The sequence below is a fragment of the Variovorax palleresanus genome (assembly GCF_051144945.1).
In the GTDB taxonomy this organism is placed as follows: domain Bacteria; phylum Pseudomonadota; class Gammaproteobacteria; order Burkholderiales; family Burkholderiaceae_C; genus Variovorax; species Variovorax paradoxus_S.
In genome coordinates, this window is sequence record NZ_JBJNVP010000001.1 from 585,347 (window position 1) to 607,864 (window position 22,518).

General features: G+C 65.8%; 19 protein-coding genes. 9 read left to right on the top strand and 10 right to left on the bottom strand.

Going from position 1 to position 22,518, the window contains the following annotated elements:
• Positions 1–202: 202 nt before the first annotated feature.
• Both baeS and ACJ7Z0_RS02755 read right to left on the bottom strand, forming a co-directional pair.
• Positions 203–1,582 (bottom strand): sensor histidine kinase efflux regulator BaeS, encoded by a 1,380-nt coding sequence (gene baeS, locus ACJ7Z0_RS02750; protein ID WP_434788564.1) that lies wholly within the window; start codon positions 1,580–1,582, stop codon positions 203–205.
• A gap of 54 nt (positions 1,583–1,636) precedes the next feature.
• Complete coding sequence (locus ACJ7Z0_RS02755; protein WP_434788565.1) at positions 1,637–2,260, bottom strand: TetR/AcrR family transcriptional regulator; 624 nt, start codon at positions 2,258–2,260, stop codon at positions 1,637–1,639.
• A gap of 145 nt (positions 2,261–2,405) precedes the next feature.
• On the opposite strand from ACJ7Z0_RS02755, the gene ACJ7Z0_RS02760 reads away from it, so the two are divergent.
• The 8 genes from ACJ7Z0_RS02760 (at position 2,406) to ACJ7Z0_RS02795 (ending at position 13,829) form a co-directional block, all read left to right on the top strand.
• Positions 2,406–3,599, top strand: coding sequence for an efflux RND transporter periplasmic adaptor subunit (locus ACJ7Z0_RS02760; RefSeq protein WP_434788566.1), 1,194 nt, complete (start codon positions 2,406–2,408; stop codon positions 3,597–3,599).
• Positions 3,600–3,615: 16 nt separating this feature from the next.
• Positions 3,616–6,786: an efflux RND transporter permease subunit gene (locus tag ACJ7Z0_RS02765; RefSeq protein ID WP_434788567.1), complete on the top strand. Its 3,171-nt coding sequence runs from the start codon at positions 3,616–3,618 to the stop codon at positions 6,784–6,786.
• Position 6,787: 1 nt separating this feature from the next.
• Positions 6,788–8,248 (top strand): AdeC/AdeK/OprM family multidrug efflux complex outer membrane factor, encoded by a 1,461-nt coding sequence (gene adeC, locus ACJ7Z0_RS02770; protein WP_434788568.1) that lies wholly within the window; start codon positions 6,788–6,790, stop codon positions 8,246–8,248.
• On the top strand, positions 8,245–8,877 hold the full coding sequence (locus ACJ7Z0_RS02775) for a TetR family transcriptional regulator (protein ID WP_434788569.1): 633 nt from the start codon (positions 8,245–8,247) through the stop codon (positions 8,875–8,877). Before adeC ends, ACJ7Z0_RS02775 begins: the two co-directional genes overlap by 4 nt.
• A 279-nt stretch (positions 8,878–9,156) precedes the next feature.
• Positions 9,157–10,179 carry an IclR family transcriptional regulator gene (locus ACJ7Z0_RS02780; protein ID WP_434788570.1) on the top strand — a complete coding sequence of 341 codons (1,023 nt, stop codon included), beginning with the start codon at positions 9,157–9,159 and terminating at the stop codon, positions 10,177–10,179.
• A 247-nt stretch (positions 10,180–10,426) separates the two neighbouring features.
• Positions 10,427–11,968: an AMP-binding protein gene (locus ACJ7Z0_RS02785; protein WP_434788571.1), complete on the top strand. Its 1,542-nt coding sequence runs from the start codon at positions 10,427–10,429 to the stop codon at positions 11,966–11,968.
• Positions 11,969–12,028: 60 nt separating this feature from the next.
• Positions 12,029–13,012 (top strand): Bug family tripartite tricarboxylate transporter substrate binding protein, encoded by a 984-nt coding sequence (locus tag ACJ7Z0_RS02790; protein WP_434788572.1) that lies wholly within the window; start codon positions 12,029–12,031, stop codon positions 13,010–13,012.
• A gap of 28 nt (positions 13,013–13,040) precedes the next feature.
• A complete protein-coding gene (locus ACJ7Z0_RS02795; protein WP_434788573.1) occupies positions 13,041–13,829 on the top strand; it encodes an enoyl-CoA hydratase/isomerase family protein in 789 nt (262 codons plus the stop codon).
• Positions 13,830–13,932: 103 nt separating this feature from the next.
• Here the strand turns inward: ACJ7Z0_RS02795 and ACJ7Z0_RS02800 are convergent, their stop codons facing one another.
• From ACJ7Z0_RS02800 to ACJ7Z0_RS02830, 7 genes are read right to left on the bottom strand one after another with little or no spacing between them, the layout of a single operon-like run.
• Positions 13,933–14,730, bottom strand: a complete 798-nt coding sequence (locus ACJ7Z0_RS02800) for a HoxN/HupN/NixA family nickel/cobalt transporter (protein WP_431120816.1) — start codon at positions 14,728–14,730, stop codon at positions 13,933–13,935.
• Positions 14,727–15,074, bottom strand: coding sequence for a nitrile hydratase accessory protein (locus ACJ7Z0_RS02805; protein WP_431120815.1), 348 nt, complete (start codon positions 15,072–15,074; stop codon positions 14,727–14,729). The genes ACJ7Z0_RS02800 and ACJ7Z0_RS02805 overlap by 4 nt, the downstream gene beginning before the upstream one ends.
• 11 nt (positions 15,075–15,085) lie before the next feature.
• Positions 15,086–15,715, bottom strand: coding sequence for a nitrile hydratase subunit alpha (gene nthA / locus ACJ7Z0_RS02810; protein ID WP_434788574.1), 630 nt, complete (start codon positions 15,713–15,715; stop codon positions 15,086–15,088).
• Positions 15,712–16,476, bottom strand: a complete 765-nt coding sequence (nthB, locus tag ACJ7Z0_RS02815) for a nitrile hydratase subunit beta (RefSeq protein ID WP_434788575.1) — start codon at positions 16,474–16,476, stop codon at positions 15,712–15,714. The genes nthA and nthB overlap by 4 nt, the downstream gene beginning before the upstream one ends.
• Positions 16,473–17,495, bottom strand: coding sequence for a CobW family GTP-binding protein (locus ACJ7Z0_RS02820; protein ID WP_434788576.1), 1,023 nt, complete (start codon positions 17,493–17,495; stop codon positions 16,473–16,475). The genes nthB and ACJ7Z0_RS02820 overlap by 4 nt, the downstream gene beginning before the upstream one ends.
• 11 nt (positions 17,496–17,506) lie before the next feature.
• The gene (locus ACJ7Z0_RS02825) at positions 17,507–19,177 is read right to left on the bottom strand and encodes an MFS transporter (RefSeq protein ID WP_434788577.1); all 1,671 of its coding nucleotides are present in this window, start codon (positions 19,175–19,177) and stop codon (positions 17,507–17,509) included.
• Between the two features lie 32 nt (positions 19,178–19,209).
• The gene (locus tag ACJ7Z0_RS02830; protein WP_434788578.1) at positions 19,210–20,001 is read right to left on the bottom strand and encodes an alpha/beta fold hydrolase; all 792 of its coding nucleotides are present in this window, start codon (positions 19,999–20,001) and stop codon (positions 19,210–19,212) included.
• A gap of 217 nt (positions 20,002–20,218) precedes the next feature.
• Between ACJ7Z0_RS02830 and ACJ7Z0_RS02835 the strand changes: the two genes are divergently transcribed.
• Complete coding sequence (locus ACJ7Z0_RS02835; protein ID WP_434788579.1) at positions 20,219–21,592, top strand: sigma-54 interaction domain-containing protein; 1,374 nt, start codon at positions 20,219–20,221, stop codon at positions 21,590–21,592.
• Positions 21,593–21,712: 120 nt separating this feature from the next.
• Here the strand turns inward: ACJ7Z0_RS02835 and ACJ7Z0_RS02840 are convergent, their stop codons facing one another.
• Positions 21,713–22,426 carry a Crp/Fnr family transcriptional regulator gene (locus ACJ7Z0_RS02840; RefSeq protein WP_434788580.1) on the bottom strand — a complete coding sequence of 238 codons (714 nt, stop codon included), beginning with the start codon at positions 22,424–22,426 and terminating at the stop codon, positions 21,713–21,715.
• Positions 22,427–22,518: the final 92 nt, after the last annotated feature.

The window sequence follows — 22,518 nt, forward strand, 5'->3', positions numbered from 1 at the left end:
TACGTTGCGGCGGCAGCCACGGCCTCGGTGCACCGAGGCGGCCACCTTGCCCTCGCGCACCTCTGCGCCCTGCCAGGGCGCCCGGATAGCCGCGCACGCGTGTCACCGGGGTGGCTGCAAGCCTTTCGCGGCGCGCGAACAGGTGCACCGCTGCGGCGCCACTTTTTTAAACCGATACGCCTCCGCAGCAACCCGCGCATTGCTAGATCAGCGGCAATTCGATCGCAACGCGAAGTCCGCCCCACTGCGACGCCGAGGCCGTGATGCGTCCTTCATGGGCCTGCACGATGTTGCGGCAGATTGCCAGTCCCAGGCCGCTGCCGCCGGTCGCGCGATTGCGCGACTGTTCGACACGGTAGAAGCGCTCGAACAGCTTCTCCAGCTTGTCGTCGGGCACGCCGGGCGCGCTGTCCTCGATGAGGATGAGCGCGGTGGCGCCGTGCCGGGCGCAGCCCACGCGGACCATGCCGGCGCCGTCCGTGTAGCGCCGCGAATTCTCGAGCAGATTGCCGAACAACTGATGCAGGCGCACCTCGTCGCCGCTGACGATCAGCGGCACCTCTGCAATCTGCAGTACCAATTGCAGCGACGCCGCGTCGAGCCGCTGCCGCATGCTCTCGGCCGCCGCCAGGAGCACCGTGGCCACATTGATGGGAACCCGCCAGTACGCCATGGCCCCCACATCGCTCAGCGACAGATCGTGCAGGTCGTCGACCAGCTTGCCAAGCCGCTCGACCTCCATGTGCATGGCGTTCGTCGACTGGATCGAGGATGAACGGATGCCGTCCTGGATGGCCTCGAGTTGGGCGCGCAGCACCGCGAGCGGCGTCCGCAGTTCATGGGAAATATCCGCCATGAAGCCCCGCCTTGCCCGGTCGGCATGCTCCAGCGTCTGCGCCATGTGGTTGAAGTCACGCGCCAACGCTCCGAGTTCGTCATGCGCTCCATCCGAAATGCGCGATGCGAAGTCTCCTGCGGCCAGGTGGTGCGTGGCCCGGGCCATATCGCGGACCCGCCGCAACAGAGTGCGTGCGAGCATGAATGCCAGCAAAGCCGCCACGAGGATCGATCCGAGTCCGACCATCGTCAAGGCAGTGAACTGGTGTTCGAGAAAGCGCTTGTCGTTCTTCGGAATCACGGCCTCGAACGGCACCGTCGCGATCCAGCCCACTGTCCGTCCCTCGACCATGATCGGAACGCGGATCGAATTGGTGTCGATGCTCGGATTGCCGATCACCCGGCGCATCTGTGCATCCAGCAGGCCCACGCGCGTAAGTGCGCCGGTCTGATCGGAAGAAGCCAGCCGAGACGCAGGATCACTCTCTGTTTCGCCAAGAAAGGGCAACATCAGGTTCATCCACTCCCGGAAGTCGGAGCGCAGGAAGTCCCAACTGCCACGAACGGCATAGGCTTGCTCCAGGCGTGGAACGATCTCTTCCAGCCGCGTGCGGCTTTGCTGGTTGAGGTAGCCCAGGAAGCCGCGCTCCATCACGAGCCGCATGGCGATGGCCTGCACCACGACCACTGCAGCGCAGGCCAGCAGAACGAACAGGAAGAGCTTTGCTCGGATGCCGAATTTCATGTGGGCTGGAGGTCTGCCGGTCAGGCTACGCGTACGAGGAGCCGCGATCCACCGTCATCCTGCGGGCTTGCCGGCCGATGCGTAGCCACCCAGGAACACCTGCACGGCGCGGCGCGTTGCCTCCCGCAGTTCTTTGCGGGTCAACGGTCCCTGGATGCCCAGGAGACTCGGCCTGACGGTTTCAGAGTCCAGCAGCGCCATCAGGTGGTTTGCCGCCGTGGCGGGTTCGGCCGTTCGCATGCGGCCCTTGCGCATCTGCCGCTCCAGGAAACCCGCCAGCTCGGCGATGCCCTTCTTGGGGCCTCCTTCGAAGAAGAGCCGCCCGATGTCGCTGCGGCCGGATTCGGCGATCACGGCCCTGTGCGCCTGGATGACCTCTTGCGAGCACATCGCGGCCAGGACCTTCTCGCCGAACCGCTGCAGCACGGGCTCCAGGTCTTCATCGCCCTCCTCGGCCAGCGCCGCGAAGATCGGCTCGAAATGGCTCTTCGCCGAGGCGTGGATCACCGCGACGAACAGCTCCTCCTTGGAGCTGAAGTAGCCATAGAGCGTGGCGCGCGAACCGCCCAGGCGGGCGGCGATCTCCACCATGGAAGCGCCTTCGAACCCCAGTTCCCGAAAGACCTCCGACGCCACCTGAACGATGGCATCGCGCTTGGCTTCTGTTCTGACTCGCATCGGGTCCCCTATTTATTTCTGTACATGACTGCTCATTATTGATTGACATCTCCTGGAAGTCAAAATACATTTCTGTACAGCACTGTATATTTAAACGCGGACCGACCTTCAAACCGTCGTTCGGTCATCTTTCAGGAACCCTGTCATGCGCCCCTCTTTCACCTATAGCCTGACCTTTGCCTCGGCCCTCGTGTCCACCTGCCTGCTCGTCGCCTGCGGCAAGCCGCCGGGCGGCCCGCCCCCGGCGCTGGGCACGCCCGAAGTCGGCGTGGTCACTGTCCAGCCGCAGCGCGTGGCGCTGAGCACCGAACTGCCCGGGCGCACCGTGCCATTCCTCATTGCCGATGTGCGGCCCCAGGTCAACGGCATCGTGAAGGCGCGCAAGTTCCGCGAGGGCAGCGACGTGAAGGCCGGCGAGCCGCTCTACCAGATCGATCCCGCCACCTACAAGGCCACCTACGACAGCAACGTGGCCGCGCTGGCCAAGGCGGAAGCCAGCCTCAAGACCACCCGGCTCAAGGCCGAGCGCTACAAGGAGCTGGTGGCCATCCAGGCCGTGAGCCAGCAGGACTACGACGACGCTGCCGCCTCGCTCGGCCAGGGCGAGGCCGACGTCGCATCGGCCAGGGCGAATGTCGAGACCAGCCGCATCAACCTGGCGTACGCCCGCGTGGATGCACCGATCTCCGGCCGCATCGGCAAGTCGAGCGTCACGCCGGGCGCACTGGTCACCGCAAGCCAGGCCAGCGCGCTTGCGACCATCCAGCAGCTCGACCCGATCTATGTCGACGTGACGCAGCCCAGCGCGGCGCTGCTGCGGCTGAAGCAGGCAATGGCCCGCGGCGAGCTGCAGAAGGCCGGCGCCAACACCGCCAAGGTGAAGCTGCTGCTCGAGGACGGCAGCGCCTATCCGCTGGAGGGCAAGCTCGAGTTCTCCGACGTGACCGTCGACCAGAACACCGGCGCCATCACGCTGCGCGCGGTGTTCCCGAATCCGGACGCCGACCTGCTGCCCGGCATGTACGTGCGCGCGGTGCTGCAGGAAGGTGTGAAGGAGCAGGGCCTGCTGGTGCCGCAACAGGCGGTCTCCCGCGGCAGCACGGGCAAGCCGACCGCCTACGTGGTGGGCAAGGACAACAAGCTGCAACTGCGCGCCCTGGAGACCGAGCGCGCCGTGGGCGACCAGTGGCTGGTGAGCAGCGGCCTGCAGGCCGGCGAGCAACTGGTGGTCGACGGCCAGCAGCGTGCCGCCCCCGGTGCCGAGGTGAAGGTGGTGGCATGGAAGGCCAAGCCCGCCGGCGCACCGGCGGCCGGCGCGCCCAAGAGCACGGCTCACTGATCGGCGAAAGACATCCATGGCACGTTTTTTCATCGACCGCCCGGTCTTCGCCTGGGTCCTCGCCATCATCGTGATGCTGGCGGGGGCGCTCTCGATCTTCACGCTTCCGATCGCCCAGTATCCGAGCATCGCGCCGCCCGCGGTCGCCGTCACCGCCAACTACCCCGGCGCTTCCGCCAAGACGCTGGAGGACACCGTCACCCAGGTCATCGAGCAGAAGATGAAGGGGCTCGACAGGCTGAGCTACATGGCCTCGACCAGCGAGTCGTCGGGCTCGGTCACCATCACGCTGACCTTCGAGAACGGCACCGATCCCGACACCGCCCAGGTGCAGGTGCAGAACAAGCTTTCGCTGGCCACGCCGCTGCTGCCGCAAGAAGTGCAGCAGCAGGGCGTCACCGTCACCAAGTCGGCCACCAACTTCCTGAACGTGCTGGCCTTCACCTCGGAAGACGGCAGCATGAACGGCTCCGACCTGTCCGACTACGTGGCCGCCAACGTGCAGGACGCGATCAGCCGGGTCGAAGGCGTGGGCGACACCACGCTGTTCGGCTCGCAGTACGCCATGCGCGTATGGCTCGACCCCGACAAGCTTGCCAACTTCAACCTCACGCCGATCGACGTGAAGACCGCCATCCAGGCGCAGAACGCGCAGGTCTCCTCCGGCCAGCTCGGCGGGCTGCCCGCGACAAGCGACCAGCAGATCAACGCCACCATCACCTCGCAGACGCGGCTGAAGACCGCGGGGGAGTTCGAGGGCATCCTGCTGCGCACGCAGACCGACGGCTCGCAGGTGCGCCTGCGCGACGTGGCCCGCATCGAGCTGGGCAGCGAGTCCTACGGCACGGTCGGCCGCTACAACGGCAAGCCCGCCGCGGGCCTGGCGATCAAGCTCGCCGCGGGGGCCAATGCGCTCGACACGGTGAGGGCCGTCGATGCGCGCGTGGCCGAGTTGGAGAAGTTCTTCCCGCCGGGCATGAAGGTGCAAAAGCCCTACGACACCACGCCGTTCGTGCGCATCTCCATCGAGGAGGTCGTGCGCACGCTCATCGAGGCGGTGGTGCTGGTGTTCCTGGTGATGTACCTCTTTCTGCAGAACTTCCGAGCCACGCTGATCCCGACCATCGCGGTGCCGGTGGTGCTGCTGGGTACGTTCGGCGTGCTTTCGGCCTTCGGCTTCACCATCAACACGCTGACCATGTTCGCCATGGTGCTGGCCATCGGCCTCCTGGTGGACGACGCCATCGTGGTGGTCGAGAACGTCGAGCGCCTGATGACGGAAGAGGGGCTTTCGCCGAAGGAGGCCACGCGCAAGTCGATGGGCCAGATCACCGGCGCGCTCGTCGGCGTGGCCCTGGTGCTGGCGGCGGTGTTCGTGCCGATGGCCTTCTTCAGCGGCTCCACCGGCGTGATCTACCGGCAGTTCTCGATCACCATCGTCTCGGCCATGACGCTCTCGGTGCTGGTGGCGCTGGTGCTCACGCCGGCCCTTTGCGCCACGCTGCTCAAGCCGGTCGCCAAGGGCCATGCGATGGCGAGCACCGGCTTCTTCGGCTGGTTCAACCGCAATTTCGACCGCGGCAACCGCCGCTACCAGGGCGTGGTGCGCCACATGCTGGGCAAGGGCTGGCGTTACATGATCGTCTATGCCGTGCTGCTGGCGGCCGTGGTCTTCGGTTTCATGAAGCTGCCCGTGGGCTTTCTGCCGGACGAAGACCAGGGCACGATGTTCGTGCTGATCCAGCTGCCGCCGGGCGCCACCAGCGCGCGCACCGACCAGGTGATCCATCAGGTGGAGCATCACTTCCTGGAGGACCAGAAGGATGCGGTGTCCGGCGTATTCGCGGTGTCGGGCTTCAGCTTCGCGGGCAGCGGCCAGAACACCGGCTTCGCCTTCGTCAAGCTCAAGCCATGGGACGAGCGCCCGGGTGACGCACTGAGCGTGACCGGCGTGGCGGCCAAGGCCGGCGCGTTCTTCGCGACCATTCGCGATGCGAAGGTGTTCGCCTTCGCGCCGCCCGCGGTGGCGGAGCTCGGCAATGCCACCGGCTTCGACCTGATGCTGCAGGACCGGGCCAACCTCGGCCATGCCGCATTGATGCAGGCGCGCAACCAGCTGCTGGGCGAACTGTCGAACGACAAGCGCCTGGTGGCCGTGCGGCCCAACGGCATGGAGGACACACCTGAGTTCCGCCTGGAAGTCGATCCGCACAAGGCCGGAGCGCTCGGCCTTTCGATGGCCGACATCAACAACACCTTCTCTACCGCCTGGGGCAGCAGCTATGTCAACGACTTCATCGACAAGGGCCGCGTGAAGAAGGTGATGCTGCAGGCCGACGCGCAATACCGCATGCTGCCGGAGGACATCGACCGCTGGTACGTGCGCAACAGCGCCGGCACCATGGTGCCCTTCACCTCGTTTGCCAAGGCGGGGTGGACTTCTGGCTCGCCGCGGCTGGAGCGCTACAACGGCGTGCCGTCGGTGGAGATCCTGGGCATGGCCATGCCGGGTTCCGCTTCGAGCGGAGAGGCGCTGGCCATCGTGGAAGCGGCGGTTGCCAAGCTGCCGCCGGGCATCGGCTACGAGTGGACCGGCCTGTCGCGCCAGGAGAAGGCGTCGAGCGGACAGACCGGCCTGCTGTATGCGCTGTCGATCCTGATCGTGTTCCTCTGCCTGGCCGCGCTCTACGAGAGCTGGGCCATCCCGTTCTCGGTGATCATGGTGGTGCCGCTGGGCGTGTTCGGCGCGCTGCTCGGCGCGGTGCTGACCTGGAAGATGAACGACGTGTACTTTCAGGTGGGCCTGCTGACCACGATCGGCCTGGCGTCGAAGAACGCGATCCTGATCGTCGAGTTCGCGAAGGAGCTGTACGAAGGCGGCATGAGCCTGGTGGAGTCGGCGCTGCAGGCCGTTCGCATGCGGCTGCGTCCCATCCTGATGACCTCGCTCGCCTTCATTCTGGGCGTGCTGCCGCTGGTGCTCGGCAGCGGTGCCGGCGCTGGTGCCCAGCACGCGCTGGGCACGGCGGTGATCGGCGGCATGCTGTCCGGCACCATCCTGGCCATCTTCTTCGTGCCGCTGTTTTTCGTTCTCGTGCTGGGCATGTTCAAGCGCAAGCCCGCTGAGCCGGCGTCGCCCGCATCCCACACCCCTGCGTCTGCCGCCGCTGCTTCGGAAGGTCTCTGACATGAATCGCTTCACCTTGACTTCCGTGACGCTTGCGGCGCTGCTGCTCAGCGGCTGCAGCCTGATGCCTGCCTACCAGCGACCCATGGCGCCCGTGCCCCAGACCTTCGCAGGGGACACCGCGGCGGCCGCTGCCGCGCCGGTCGCCGAGATCGGCTGGCGCGACGTGTTCACCGACCCCGCCTTGCAGCGCGTGATCGAGACCGCACTGGCCAACAACCGCGACCTGCGCGTGGCCGCGCTGAACATCGAAAAGGCGCGAGCCCAGTACCGCGTGCAGGATGCGGCGCTGTTTCCCACCGTCAACGCCAGTGCCGGCGGCAACGGCAGCCGCACGCCGGCGGACCTGTCGGCCAGCGGCAGTGCGCAGGTTTCGCACAGCTACAGCGCGTCGCTCGGTTTCAGCGCCTACGAGATCGATCTGTTCGGCCGTGTGCGCAGCCTCAATGCCCAGGCGCTGGAGCAGTTCTTCTCCACCACCGAGGCGCGCCGCAGCACGCAGATCAGCCTGGTGGCCGAGGTGGCGACGGCCTACCTCACGATGGCCGCCGACCAGGACCGGCTCCGCCTCGCGCAGGACACGCTCGCGAGCCAGGGCCGCACCTACCAACTCAACCAGCGCAGCTTCGAACTGGGCGCGGCCTCGGCGTTGACGCTGCGCCAGGCGCAGACGAGCGTGGACACCGCGCGCGTCGACGTCGAGCGCTACACCGCGCAGGTGGCGCAGGACCGCAATGCACTGAGGCTGCTCGTGGGCGCCGAAGTGCCAGACGAACTGCTGCCGCATGCCCTGCCCAACACGGCGGCGGCGGCCGCAAGCCCGCTGGCGACCATTCCGCCGGGCCTGCCTTCGGATCTGCTGCAACGCCGGCCCGACATCCTGAAGGCCGAGCGCGATCTCAAGGCGGCCAATGCCAACATCGGCGCCGCGCGCGCCGCGTTCTACCCGCGCATCAGCCTCACGGCCTCGGCGGGCAGCTCGAGCGCAAGCCTGTCGAACATGTTCACCGGTGGCTCGCGCAGCTGGAGTTTTGCGCCGCAGATTTCATTGCCGATCTTCGATGGCGGTGCGAACCGGGCCAACCTCGACATCGCACGCACCGACCGTGACATCTACGTGGCGCAGTACGAGAAAGCCATCCAGACGGCTTTTCGCGAGGTGTCGGACGCGCTCGCACAGCGCAGCACGCTGGGCCGGCAGCTCGACGCCCAGCAGTCGCTGGTGGACGCCACGGCGGAGAGCTACCGGTTGTCGGACGCGCGCTTCAAGCGTGGCGTCGACAGCTACCTGAGCGTGCTCGACGCGCAGCGCTCGCTCTACACCGCGCAGCAGAACCTCATCGGCACCCGGCTGTCGCGGTTCACCAACCTGGTGACCTTCTACAAGACGCTGGGCGGCGGTTGGATGGAGACCTCGGAAACCCAGAGCGCATCCGCACGCACCGCGGAACCGGCGCCGTGAGACGCAATCGCGCAGCCACCGAAATCACCCGCACCCGGGTGCTCCAAGCCGCTCTGGAAGCCTTTGCTGCCAGCGGTGTGCGCGCCACTACGCTGGAAAATGTGGCGAGGCTCGCTGGCGTGACGCGCGGCGCGGTGTATTGGCACTTCGAGAACAAGGCCGCGCTGGTGGCCGCGATCATCGATCAGCTTCGATGGCCGATGGACATCGGGCCGGACATGGTCGCCTATCAGGCACACCCGGAGCCGCTCCAACTCCTGCGAGAGCAAATGTGGCGACAAATGACCCGTTGCATGGAAGATCCAGATCAATGGCGCGCTGCCCAATTGGTGCTTCGGCACCCGGCGCAGGGCGAGTTGCCTGTCGGCGTGGTGACTCGGATTGGGCGCACGATGGGAGACACGGTGGCACGACTGAGTCGAGTGATGACTCTGGCTTGCGAGCGTCGTCAGCTGAAGGAGGGACTTCGGCCGGCTTGCGTAGCGCGCTGCCTGCATTCGGTGGGCATCGCCGTTCTTGCCGAGCATGCCAATCAACGGGAAAAACGCAGACGGCGTGCATCGTTGTTGTTGTGCATCGACCTCTTCATGGCCGGGGCCTGCAGCGATGCTCCTGCGATTCAGTCGTGAGCTGCGCTCGGCTGTGGCGTCGCCGGCCTGATCCTGGCCGACCCGCCTGGGGCAAGCACTCGGTGCCACTGGGCGTACCCGAAGGCTGCGGCACAGCTCTGAAGGACCATGATGAACATTCAGAAGAGTAAACCGAAGCCATACGGCCCACCGAGATGGTGGGAGACCATGGCAGGCGCGCCTTTGGCATATTTCATGGTGCTGGGCGCCTTATTTCTGGCACTTTTTCTTTTGAGGAATCTACTCGGGGCTTAAGAGCCTCACCTCACCTCGGCACGAATGTCGAGAACGCCAGATCGCGTCGATGCGCCGGTCGAAGCGATCCAGCTTGCGGCCACCACTGCGCGCCTTCCGACCGCTCGCCATGATGACGCGGGCGAGTGCGCTACACTATTTTTCGCCCCTGCTGCCTCCGGCTGCTCCTCGAAGGAGTGCCGCCCCTCGATACGTATTCACACTATCGACAGTTTCGCTCCTGTGGACACGTCTCAAAAGCGCTCGAAGCACCGCTCCTCTGCTCAGGCCGATTCGCCCGAAGATCAAAGCGATGTCGATGGGCGCTTGTTCGTCGGTTCGATGGAGAAGGGAATGCGCGTCCTCGAACTGTTCAACGAACATCCCTCCACCCTTTCGATCGGCGACATTGCGGAGCACACAGGCATGGGCCGCAGCGCGGCGCAGCGTTTCGTCTACACGCTTCACCGGCTTGGCTACCTCAGCAGGGACAATGAGTCGAAAAAGTACTTGCCCTCCCTGAAGCTGCTGGGCCTGGTGCGCGGCATCCATCGCCATCATCCGCAACGAGAGCTGGCGTATCCACTGCTCGAGAAGCTCGCAAGGGAGACGCGCGAGACGGTGTCATGGGTCGAACTGGACGGAGACGAGGTGGTCGTGCTGCTGAACATCCCCGGATCGCACATCACGGCCATCAATCTTCCGGCTGGAAGCCGCTTTCCTGCGCTCACCTCTTCCTCCGGCCAGGTGCTTCTCTCGCAAGCTCCGCAGGCACAGCTGTCGAAGATGCTTGACGCCCTGCCCCCTGAGACGCGGGCCCGCTTCGGCAGCCGCAGCCGCTCCGAGGTGCTCTCCATTTTCCGCAAGGCGGCGGAAGACGGGCATTCATTCACCGAGAAGAATTTCGGCGATGACGGCGTGTCCGTGTCCGTACCGGTGACGGATTTCTCGGGGCGCCCCATCGCCGCCCTCAACGTATCGACCGTACGTTCGCGCTACAGCATCGCCCAGGTGCGCGAACTGATACTCCCCCGGCTCGAACTGGCGGCACGCGAAGCCTCCATCTGAGCGCGGGGCTCGCCCCCGCTGCCCATCCCTTCTTTTCTTCTGGCTGCCGGATGTGCCGACCGTCGGTTCGAGCGCCGCATCCGGGGTGGTGCGCGTATCCCGTACTTGACGTGGTGAGACATACCGCCGAAGATTAAATTGAAATGCAAGTTTGATAATTGCATATCAATTATCAAGATCTTTCGGTTTGCCTTCTCCAGCAGGGAACAAGATGCCGCAAGGAACCCTTTTGCCCGGATCGGTCGCCATGGCTTCGCTCAGCGAGGAGACCATCGGTGAGTTGCTCGCTCGCCGCGCCCGCTCCCACCCGGGAGACATCTATTGCACCTTCAGGGACGAGCGCGTCAGCCTCGGGATGCTCGACCAGCGTGTGAATCAAGTGGCCACGCTGCTGAAGTCGCAAGGTTTGAAAAAAGGCGACCGGGTCGGCGTCATGCTGCCCAGCCATCCCGATCACCTCTACCTGATCTTTGCGCTGGCGCGGCTGGGCATGGTTCGCGTACCGATCAACGTGCACCTGCTGGGCGCGCCGCTGGCCCACCTCCTCGACGAGCTCGCGCCACAGGCCATCGTTGCCGACGGTGCCTACCGTGTTGCGCTCGAAGAACTCGGAAGCGACCTGCCCCAGGTGATCTGGCGCAATGGCATCGACGGGGAGTTCGATCGCTTCGCCCTCTGCGATCAGGACGATGCCGCGCCCCTCGTAAAGGCCGACGAGATCATTGCCCTCAGTCCGAGTTCGGGCACCACCGGCGCACCCAAGGGCGTTCTGAAGTCCGACCGCCATCTGCGTGCCGGGCCCATGGCCATCCTTCGCCTGACAGAGGCCGGACCCGGTGACGTCTTTCTGTTCTGGGAGGCGCTCCACCACGGCTCCGGGGTGGCCGTCGCGATTGCCGCACTGATGGGAGGCTTCCAGCTGGCAATGCTGGAACGCTTCAGCGCTTCGGGATTCTGGGGCGACGTTCGCCGCCACCGGGCCACGCACATCCATTACCTGGGCAGCGTGCTGCCGATGCTGCTGAAGCAGCCGGAGCGCCCCGACGACCGCGAACACGGCGTGCGCATCGCCTGGGGAGGAGGCTGCCCCGCCGATGTGTGGCACGCATTTGCCGAACGTTTCGGCGTGTCGATGCGCGAGGGCTACGGTCTCTCCGAGCTGATCACCTTCGTGACCGCGAACATCGATGGCCCGCCGGGCTCCATCGGCAAGCCGCTGTCGTACTACGAGATCTCGCTTCTCGCGGACGATGGGTCACCGGTCGAGCCAGGCGACAAAGGCGAGATCGCCATTCGAGCGCTCGATCCGAGCCTCGGCTTCCTGGGCTACTTCAGAAATCCGCAGGCCGATGCCGCCGCGCGCCGCGGTGAGCTGTTCCTCAGCGGCGATCTCGCGCACCGCGATGCGAACGGCAATCTCTTCTACGCGGGGCGCAAGAAGGACATGCTGCGACGCCGCGGGATCAACATCGCGGCCTGGGATGTGGAGAGCGTCTTTGCGCAGCACGATGCGGTGGCCGAAGTGGCATTGGTCGGTGTTCCCAGCGAGCTTGGCGAAGACGAGCTCAAGCTGTTCGTGCGCCTGCGCGAAGGGGCCGACATCACGCCGCTCGACCTGATCCGCTGGTGCAGCGGCAAGCTGCCGTACTTCCAGATTCCACGCTACGTCGAGTTCATCGACGCCTTCCCCAAGACACCGACTCAGCGGATCCAGAAGAAGGAACTGTCTCGCAGCCTGACCGGTGTGTGGGACGCCGACGCCGCCGGCTTTCGCGCGGTCAAGCACTGACTCCCAACCGATTCAAGGTCTCCGTCGATTTCCCCGATTGCTCAACTGAAAGGAAAAGTCATGATCCGAGTTCGCTTGAATCGCTGGCGTCAGGCGATGGTGATGGTTTCCGGCCTCGCCTTCTGCGCATGGGCCCAGGCCGCCCTCGCTGACAAGCCCATCACCCTGGTCGTGGCCTTTCCGGCCGGCGGCGGTGTCGACGTGGTCGGGCGCATCCTTGCGCAGGGCATGGCACAGAAGCTGAAGCTGTCCGTGGTGGTGGACAACAGGGCGGGCGCCTCCGGTGCGATCGGGGCGCAATTCGTCAAGCGGGCGGCGCCGGACGGCCACACCCTCCTCATGGCACCGACCACTTCTTACGTCATGTCGGAAAAGATGTCCGGCGCCGAGGCCGTCGGCTACGAAATCGCCAAGGACTTCAGGCCGGTGGCCACGGTCGGTGAGCTGCCCTTGGTCATGCTCGCGTCGAAGGCAAGCGGCATCATCTCGTACGCGGACTTGGTCGCCAAGGCCAGGCAGCAGCCGGGCAAGCTCGCCTACGGCTCGTCGGGCAACGGCTCGACCGAACACATCGTCACCGAGTGGTTCCGCCAGCAAGCGGCCATTGAACTGCTGCACGTGCCCTACCGCGGTTCCGCGCCGGCCATGGCCGATCTGTTTGCGGGCGAGATCCAGTTCATGGTGACCACCTCGCCCACCGCGCTCACCAACCTGGCCTCAGGAAAGGTGGTGGCCGTGGGCGTGGCAAGCCCGCAGCGGCTGGACATCTTCCCGGGCCTGCCAACCTTTGCGGAGCAGGGCCTGCCGCAGTTCGTTGCCGCCTCGGTGTATGCGGTGCTGGCGCCCAAGGGGACGCCCGATGACGTGATCGCCACGCTGAATGCGGCGCTCAACGAGACACTGGCAGACGAGGCGGTCAAGCGCCGCTTCGCGCAGATTGGAGTCGAGGCTGTTCACAGCACGCCCGCCCAGGCGCGCGACCGGCTGCAGAACGAATCGACCAAATGGGAGCAGGTGGTGCAGCGGATCAAGGTTGCCCGCTAGAACCCCACACGCATCTTGGAGCCAACCAATGACTGAAACGCTTTCCGCAAAACCTTGCGTCACTCTCGCCATCGAGAAGGGCGTCGCCTTGATCACAATGGATCGCCCGAACGCGATGAACGCGTTCGACCGCACGCAGCGCGAACTCTTCCAGTCCGCCCTTCTGTCGGCCGACGCCGACGCGGGGGTGCGCGCGATCGTGATCACCGGCGCCGGCAGGGCCTTCTGCGCGGGCCAGGATCAGCACGAGAGCGCTGCCATGGACGCGGCAGGGTCGGCCGCGCGGATCGACAGCTACATGGCCCTGTACGAGGTGTTTCGTGCGCTCGGCAAGCCGGTCATCGCACGGATCAACGGCGTGGCCGCCGGCGCAGGACTGCAGATCGCGCTCATGTCGGACCTTCGCATTGCTTCAACCCAGGCGCGTTTCGGAATGACCGAGTTCAAGGTGGGCTCCGCAGCCATCTTCGGCAGCACCTTGCTGAACTCCATCATCGGCGAGGCCGCGATGAAGCGGCTCGTGCTGCTCGCCGAGATCGTGCCGGCCGCGCAGTCCCTGGCGCTCGGCCTGGTCCACGAAGTCGTGGATGACGCCCGCCTGGACGAGCGGGTGGCAGAAATCTGCGCGCAGGTGTCGCAATGGTCGCCAACCTCCGTGGCCATCACCAAATCGTGGTGGAAGGAGATGGGCGACGAGATGTTCGCCAAGGCCGCAACCGCTGCCCGGCGTGGGCACGCCATCAATTTTGCGTCCGGTGCCTACTCGCTCGGCGCCAGGAAATTCACCGAGCGCAAGGCGAAGCCGGCCAGCCCGTAGCCACGCGGCACAGCTTGCGGCGTACGGCATAGGAGTCTTCCGGTCGCCGATTGCCCACGACCGGCGCTGCAAAGTCTTCAGCACGGTGCGATGGCACTATGAATCAACCGCGGCCGACCGACCAGGTCCAGACAATCAGCATCATCAGAACCAGCGCAAGGCCGCTGAGCGAGAACGCGTTCTCGCCAAGTTCTATTGCTGGCATCAGTGCCTTGCCGATGTTGTACGCAGCCACGGCATACGAGATGCAGACGATGAGCCAGCCCAGCACCCGGCGGTAGCGGCGGGCGGCAGCCTGCCCGTCGGTGCGTCGGTCGATGCTGCAGATCAGCCGGCCGTCCAGCGTGTCGGTGATCATCATGCCGGCGGTGAAGACCAACCCGGCGGCAAGCGCAGCGGACAGGCCGCCGCCGCGGTGGCTGGCCACGTATCCCCAAGCCGCTGCCTGCGTCGCAGTGTCGAACACCGTGGCGAACAATACGCCCGTCAGCACCACCGCCCACGGGCTGGCGTGCAGGCGCAGGCGCTGCGGGACCAGCTTTAATTTCCATCCGGCAGGCGCGAAGGCAACATCGCGGCGCCGCAGGAGGCGCAGGTTCATCGTCCCGACCAGCACAAGCAGCACCGTGGGAATCCAGTCGAACACCGTCACCAGAGCTTCAGGCACGCGCACGTCATGAGGGAGCTGGCTCACCCCCGCTGCGATCGCGGTGACGAGCAACCCGTGGCCGAGCGCGAACAACGTGCCGATCCAGGGCGCGTGGCCGTGGTGGGCACTGCGGTCCAGAGCCTGCCAGGTCAGGCCGTCGATGCAGGCAATGTGGTCGGGGTCCAACCCATGCCGCAGCCCCAAAGCGAACATCAGGACCAAGCCCGAAAAGGACAGCCACTCGGTGCTCATTCATGGCTCCGCAAAGGCGGATCGGCCAGGACTCCGGCCAGTTCGCGTTCAGTCACCACCTGCTGCCGCTCCAGAACCTGCAGCAGCGCCCCGAAGAACCGCTCGTAGTAGTCCCACGGCGGCTGCGCCGCGCAATCGAGCCGTTCCCAATCGCCGATCGATTCGATCAGGTGCTGGCGGAAGTCTTCCCAGTCGAAGTGGCCCTGCTTGGCCAAGGCCAGCGTCAACCCGAAGAGCTGGCGTTGCCAGGCCTCCGCAAAGAACAGCTTGCCCTGGCTGCGCGGCGGCGAGTCGGCATGGCCCAGCATCTGAGAGGCCGCATATTCCTCGAAGCGAGTGAACATGGCACCCCGCCTCAGGCCGTTGTAGGCGGCGGTACCAGCGCAACGCCCATCATCGCCTCCGGCGTGACCAGCGCAGCCAGCTGCTCTTCGCTGAAGCCGTCGGTGTTTGCCGGCCGCTCGGGCACAACGAACCAGCGGATCTGCGCGCTGCTGTCCCACACCTTCACTTCGATGTGCTCGCTTATCGGCACGCCGAACTCGCGCAGGACCGCGCGCGGCTCGCGCACGCCTCGCGCGCGGAACACCGGATCCTTGTACCAGTAGGGCGGCAGCCCAAGCACCGGCCACGGATAGCAGGAACAGAGCGTGCAGATGATCAGGTTGTGCACGCCCGGACCGTTGGCCACTGCGGCCATGTGCTCCCCCTCGGCGCCCTCCATGCCCAATGGCAGCTGAAGTTCGGCAATGGCCTTGGGCGTGTCGGCGAGCAGGCGCTGCTTGTAGGCGGGATCGACCCATGCTCGCGCAACGATTCGCGCGCCGTTGAACGGTCCCGCGGTCTTCTCGAAATGATCGAGCACCGCATCGACCGAATCGCTGCCGATCACGCCCTTCTCGATCAGCAGGGCCTCCAGTGCGCGCACCTTCGCGGCGCTCGCTGCTTCGCGCTCTTCGTTGTACTTGAACAGATCGCTGCTCATGGCGTTTTCTTTTCCTCGGGCGTTCGGCATTGCAGGTAGACCTCGAAGAGGTCGGCGTAGATCGTCGTGTTCGGTTCGCAGAGGTCGGGGCCCCAGATGTCGCGCGCATCGAACGCGACGCGGTACACCGGCATCGGTCCTTCCAGCCCGTCAGGCCCGGTCGAACAGAAATACTCGAAGGCACCCTGGTACACCTCGCGGACAGTGCCTTTCTTGTTGCGCAGGTAGCCGGGTAGCCGCGTGTGGTCAGCCGCCGCCGGGTCGGCCACCTGCACCGTCTGACCGAGCGTGAACCGCGGCGCATGCGGCAACGGCCGCTGGCTGGAGTCGCCTTGCAGCAGATAGTCGACGATCTGATGTTTGATCGGCTCGCTGGGCCGCTCGGGCAGTGGCGCGTCGGGCTGGACGCGATAGTGCGCGGTCCACCACGCCAGCTCTTGGGCGGTGATGTAGCCCTCGTCGACAAAAAACTGGCTGATGCCCATCAGCCATTTCTCGTAGTAGCGGAACTTGAAGTACTCGAAGGGCTGCATGCCCTCGGCACCAGTGCGCAGCGAGGCCCAGGTCCAGGTGTGCTTGAACGTGGTGGGTAAGCTGGCCATCGGATATCTGGGCAATGCCTCTGCGAGGTGGGCGCTCTCGGCCATCATCACCGTGTGGATGCCAAAGATGCGCTTCTCCCACTCCTGCACGAAGACCCGGGTTTCGAGGCTCACAGGCCCGAGGTTCTCGAGGCCGCCCAGCGCATGCTGGAGTTTCATGGGTGCTCCGTTTCGGATTCCATGGCACGCTCCAGCGCCCGATCAGGTTGAACCGCGAGGCATCCGAGGAAGCCCTCGCGCAAGGCGTCCGCCGCAAGTTCCCGCCCGATGAAGACCAACTTGCTGCGGCGCGGCTCGTCGGGGCCCCACCGCCGTCCAGGCCGCGCGTCGAGCAGCATGTGCACGCTGTGACAGTGGAACTGACGCGCCTCGCCGTCGAAGTGAAGCACGCCCTTCGTGCGCATCAGCCCTGCGCCTTCGCGTTGAACAAGCTGGTTCATCCAACGGCTGAACCGGTCCGGGTCGATGGCGCCGTCGGTTTCCACGCAGCACGAGCCGATCGAGGTGTCGTGCTCGTGGTCATGAGCCTCACCGTCCAGCAGATCGGGCTCGATCGACAGGACGTGCGGCAGCGAGAAGCGCCTCGTGCCCAGCAGCTCGGCGGCCGGGACCCGCGCGCGCTCCGTCCTGACCAGATGTGCGGCCGGATTCAGCCGGCGCAGCTCACGCTCGAGTTGCTCCAGCTTCTGCGCGCGGGGAATCTCGACCTTGTTGAGCACGATCACGTCGGCGAAGGCGATCTGCTCGCGCACGATGTCGTCGCCGATGTGAATCAGGATATGGTGTGCATCGGCGACGGTGATCACCGCCTCGAGTTCCACGCGTTGCAACAGGTCAGCATCGGCGAGAAAGCTCTGCAGCACCGGCGCGGGATCGGCCAGGCCGGAGGTCTCGATGATCAGCCGCTCGATCGGACGTTCGGCGCGTTGGAGCAGCTCGTTCACCGCCGCCGTCAGGTCCTTTCGCACCGTGCAGCAGACGCAGCCATTGGTGATCTCGATCAGCGGCTGGTCATCAGCGACGATCAGCTGCCCGTCGATGCCGACCTCGCCGAACTCGTTGACGATGATGCCGATGTAGGTGCCGCTGCACTGCGCCAGCAGGTGGTTCACGAGCGTGGTCTTGCCGGCCCCGAGAAAGCCGGTGACGATCGTGACGGGGATCTTGGCGGGAGCCATGGCGGTCCGGGCTACTGTTGCGACGCAGCGAGCTTCGAAGCGGCATGCGGCGTTTCCGTTGTGGCTATCGGCTCGCGCATGTCGAGCCCCCGGCGGTCACGGATGCAGATCGCTCCTATAACCAGCGTAAGCAGCGATACGCCAATCGTGTAGATGAGGCCGCGGAAGATATCGCCGCTGCTCACGACCATCGCAGTGGCGATGAACGGCGCGAAGCCGCCGATCCAGCCATTGCCGAACTGCAGAGCCACGGAGACGCCGCTGTATCGCACCTGCGTTGGAAACTGCTCGACCAGGAACGCGCCCATCGGGCCGTACACCATGGTCGCGAGCAGCACCAGAATGAACAGCATCAGCACGACCATTGGGGCATCCACGCGTGCCGGATCGGCCGTGAGCGGCATGCCGCGCTCGACCAGCACGCGGCGCAGAGCCGCTTCATCGAAACCGGTCAGCGTCGTTTCGGCGACCACGAACTGCAGCTCGCCTGCCTGCGGCCGCAACGTGTACGGCACGCCTTGCGCAGCCAGGAACGAGCGGGCGCGCGTGCACGGCTTGGTCGCCTTCGGCTGGAACAGCTGGCCGACGAAGGACTGGTCCTCACGGCAGTCGCCGCCTTCGATGACGACCTGGGTGCTGGCGCGGAACTCCTCCAGGGCCGGATTGCCGTACTTGGCCATGCCCTGGAAAAGCGGCATGAACAGGATTGCGGAAAGCAGGCAGCCCGTCAGCATGATCCACTTGCGCCCGATCAGGTCGGACAGCCAGCCGAACAGCACGAAGAACGGCGTGGCCAGCACCAGGGCGATCGTGAGGTAGGCGTAGGCGGACTGCGGCGGCAGCTTGAGCGTCGCGGTGAGGAATTGCAGGCTGTAGAAGTGCGCGGTGTACCAGATCACCGCCTGCCCGGCCACGGCGCCGAAGATCGTTACCAGCACGATGCGCAGGGTGCGGGGGTTGCCGAAGGTGTCCTTGACCGGGTTGCGCGAGCCCTTGCCGTGCGCCTTCATCTCGAGGAACACCGGCGACTCCTCCAGCCGCATGCGCACGTAGAGCGAGTACGCGAGCAGCCCGATGGACAGCAGGAACGGCACGCGCCATCCCCACAAGGCGAAGGACTCGACGGACATCGACGAGCGCAGCATCAGGATCACGCCCAGGGAAACAAGCAGTCCAATGGTGCCGGTGATCTGCAGCCAGCTCGTCATGAAGCCGCGGCGCCGCGGATCGGAATGCTCGGCGATGTAGGTGACCGCACCGCCGAACTCGCCGCCGATTGCCAGGCCTTGAAGAAGACGCAGCAGCACCAGGATGGCGGGCGCGGCCCAGCCGATGGTTTCAAACGTCGGCAGGAATCCGATCGTGGCGGTGGCAATGCCCATGATCATCATCGTCACCAGGAAGGTCTTCTTGCGCCCGACCAGATCGCCCAGCCGCCCGAAGATGATCGCACCGAAGGGCCTCAGCACGAAGCCTGCGCCGAAGGTCGCAAGCGACGCGAGAATGGCCGCCGACTCGTTGCCCTTCGGAAAGAACAACCCACCGAAGAACACGGCGAGGCTGCCGTAGATGAAAAAGTCGTACCACTCGAATACGGTGCCGAGCGCGGCGGCGAAGACCACTCGGCGCGTTTCACGCGAACGCTCGGGCGTGGCGGGGGAAGTCTCAACTGCTGTTGTCATGTCCATACTCCTTGATGTATGGCGGACGCGCGTCAAGCGCCGCTCCGCTTGTCGATGCGGGCGATGAAGTCGCGCAGGATCGCATTGAAACTCTCGGGCTGCTCGAGCATCGGAAAATGCGCGGCACTGGGCACCAGCTTCAGTGTCGCGCCGGGAATGCCGGCGGCGAGCGCATGCGACTCAGCCGGCGGCGTGATGGCGTCCTCCTCGCCGCAGACGACGAGCGTCGGCAACGCCAGGCTTGCGAGTTGCGCGCGGCTGTCGGCCTCGTTGAGCGAAACGATGGCTTCGCGGGCGACGAATTCCGGCGTCTGCGCCACCTGTTCGCGCGCGAAGGCCACCAGCTCGGCCGAGGCGGCGGAGGCGAACGAGCGGTCGATCACCGCCTGGCTCGCCGCAATGACACCCAGGGTGTCGATGGCGTGCAGCACATTCTTCACGTTCACGTCAGGGCCGAGCCCGTGCGGCGTGGCGCCCACCAGCACCAGCGCGCGCAAGCGGCTCGGGTGCGCGAGCGCGAAACGCTGGGCGATCGTGCCGCCCATCGACAGCCCCACGAGGATGGCATCGTCGAGATGCAGCTTGTCGAACAGCAGCACGAGGTCGTTCACGAACGCGTCGATCGTGTAGCGGCGCGAGCGTGGTGATGCCGAGCGGCCGTGGCCAGGCAGATCGGGCACTACCAATCGGTGGTCGTGCGAGAACGCGCCCATCTGCTGGCGCCAGAACTCCCCGGTCGTGGTGAAGCCGTGGCAAAAGACGAGCGCCGGGCCGTGGCCCGCCACGCGCACGTGCATGTCTCCGATTGAAATGATGTCGTTCATGTGCATTTCCAGGTGAAAGGACGGAAGCCGCCGCGCCGCTTCGACTGCGGGACGGAGGGCACAGAGCAATTCGGAGGCCCGCTCGACCGACCTCTTCGCAATTTCGACAAGTGCTTGATTTGCTTGGACAAATGCTCAACACGGCTTTGATTGACGGCTTGGAACCCATGCCTTAGTCTCAGTATTGAGTCTTAATGTCGCAACTACGAGACGAAAAATGCCCTTTCCCGAATGGTTCGGCTCCGGCCAGAACGAGGCAGAGTTCCTGCGCCGCGTGCTCGACCATGTGTCCGACTGCCTGGTGGCGGTCGACACCAATGGCCGCGTCGTGCTCATCAATGCGCCCTACTGCCGCCTGCTGGGCGGCCCCCAGGAAGACTTCATCGGCCGACACATCACCGATGTCGTGTCGCCGAAGACGCGCCTGCACCACGTGGCGCGCGGCGACCTCTCCGTGACCATGATGCCGCTCGAAGTGCGGGGCCACCAGTTGCTCGCGCGGCAGGTGCCCGTCTACCAGGACGAGCGAATCATTGGCGCTGTCGGTCTGGCGCTCTTCTCCAACATGGCGGCGCTGAAAAAGGCGGTCGCTGTCGTCGGCGACCAGGGGCGCGCCATCCATAGCCCGCCCACGCCGTGGACCGCGCGCTACGGCCTCGACGACATCCTGGGCCAAGGCGCCCGGATGGACGCGGTGCGCGCGGCCATCGAACAGGCCGCGCCGCTCTCGCTGCCCGTGCTCGTCCAGGGCGAGACCGGCAGCGGAAAGGAACTGGCGGCCAACGCAATCCACGCGCTGTCGCCGCGCGCCCGGCGTCCGTTCGTGTGGGTCAACTGCGCGTCCATTCCGGAATCGCTGATCGATGCGGAGCTCTTCGGCTACGAAGGCGGTGCCTTCACCGGGGCGCGAACGCGCGGCAAGCCCGGCAAGTTCGAACTCGCGAGCGGCGGCACGCTGTTTCTCGACGAGATCGGCGACATGCCCCTCAGCCTGCAGGCCAGCCTCTTGCGTGCCGTGCAGAACCAGGAGATCGTGCGTGTGGGTGGCGTATCGCCGATCCCGATCGACACCCGCGTGGTCTGCGCCACCCATCGCGACCTTCAGGAGCGCGTGGGCGCGGGCCAGTTCCGGGCCGACCTGTACTACCGGCTCAATGTGCTCGGCGTGCACATGCCCGCGCTGCGCGAGCGCGACGACCTGGAGTGGTTGGCCGAGCAGTTGCTCGAGCGCATCGCGCTGCGCGAAGGCCTGCCGGGGCGCCGTGTGCCCTCTTCCGTTCGCGCGCGATGGTTGGCCTTCGACTGGCCGGGCAACGTGCGGCAACTTGAGGCTGCTCTGCTGCGCTTTCTGCTCTCGGGCGAGCCCGGGCTGCCGGAAGTGCCCGCCGCGAAGCACCCGCAGGCCGTTGCCGGCCAGCGGGGAACAACGGCAACGACCACGTTGCAAGCACACCTTGACCGCGAGCGCGATGCCTGCATACAGAAGACGCTCGCGGAGACCGCCGGCGACAAGGACGAGGCCGCGCGCCGGCTGGGCATCAGCCGCGCGACGCTGTACCGCGAGCTACGACGCTCGACCGAGTCGATTTGACGAGCCCGGCCTTATTGCCCGAACACGTCGCGGATCCGCGTTCCAAGGAGCCGCTGTCTTCGGGCTTGTAGCTGCGCCCAATTCTTCGAGAAGAATGATCTTGAAGCGAGCCTTCGACTCTCAGCGGCCGGGCGACGGTGCCAGGGTGCCCTCCTCCCCAAGGTAGCTGCGCAAACCTCCAAGGTCGATCACCTCGACGCCGCCATGCTCCACCCGCAGCAAGCCCGCGCGCTCGAGTTCATGCAGTGCCCTGTTGGCGCGCTGGCGAGAGACGGCTGACAAGAGCCCGATCTCATCCTGGCTCAGGCGCACGAAGGTGCTCGCCTGCGGATAAAGAATCGGATCGAACAGACTGGCCAGGCAGCGTGCGACACGCGCGTCGGGGCCCAGCAAGCGGTCGAACTCCATGAGCCCGATGAACAGGCTCAGGCGAGCGTTGATGTGCGACAGCAGGAACCGATTGAAGCCGAGGTTCGTCGACACCAGGCGCTCGAAGGTGTGGCGCGGCACGCAGGCCACGCGCGTCGGGCGCATGGCCACGCCGTCGTAGCGCCACGGGCCGGGATTCAGCAGCGAGCCTTCGCCGGCCCAGCCGCCGGAGGTCACGCCGGTGAAAGTGGAGACGCGGCCATCGGCCTGCGAGACCGACATCTTCACGAGGCCTTCGATCACGCCGAACCACAGATCGGCCGGCTCGCCCTGGCGCATGACAAAGCCGCCAACCGGTGCCTCGCGCTCATGCGATTCGCGCACCACGCGGTCGAGCTCCTCGGCGGTCAGGGTCTGCGCCCACAAGCTCTCGCGGAGCATGGTCTCCATGGCCTTCGACGGCATACGTGCTTCCCACTCGCTTGTTGGTTGCTCGCTCTTCTGCGCGCCGGGCCTCGTGGGGAGGCCGGCGAACACGCCCGTAAGTAATGTCTCTG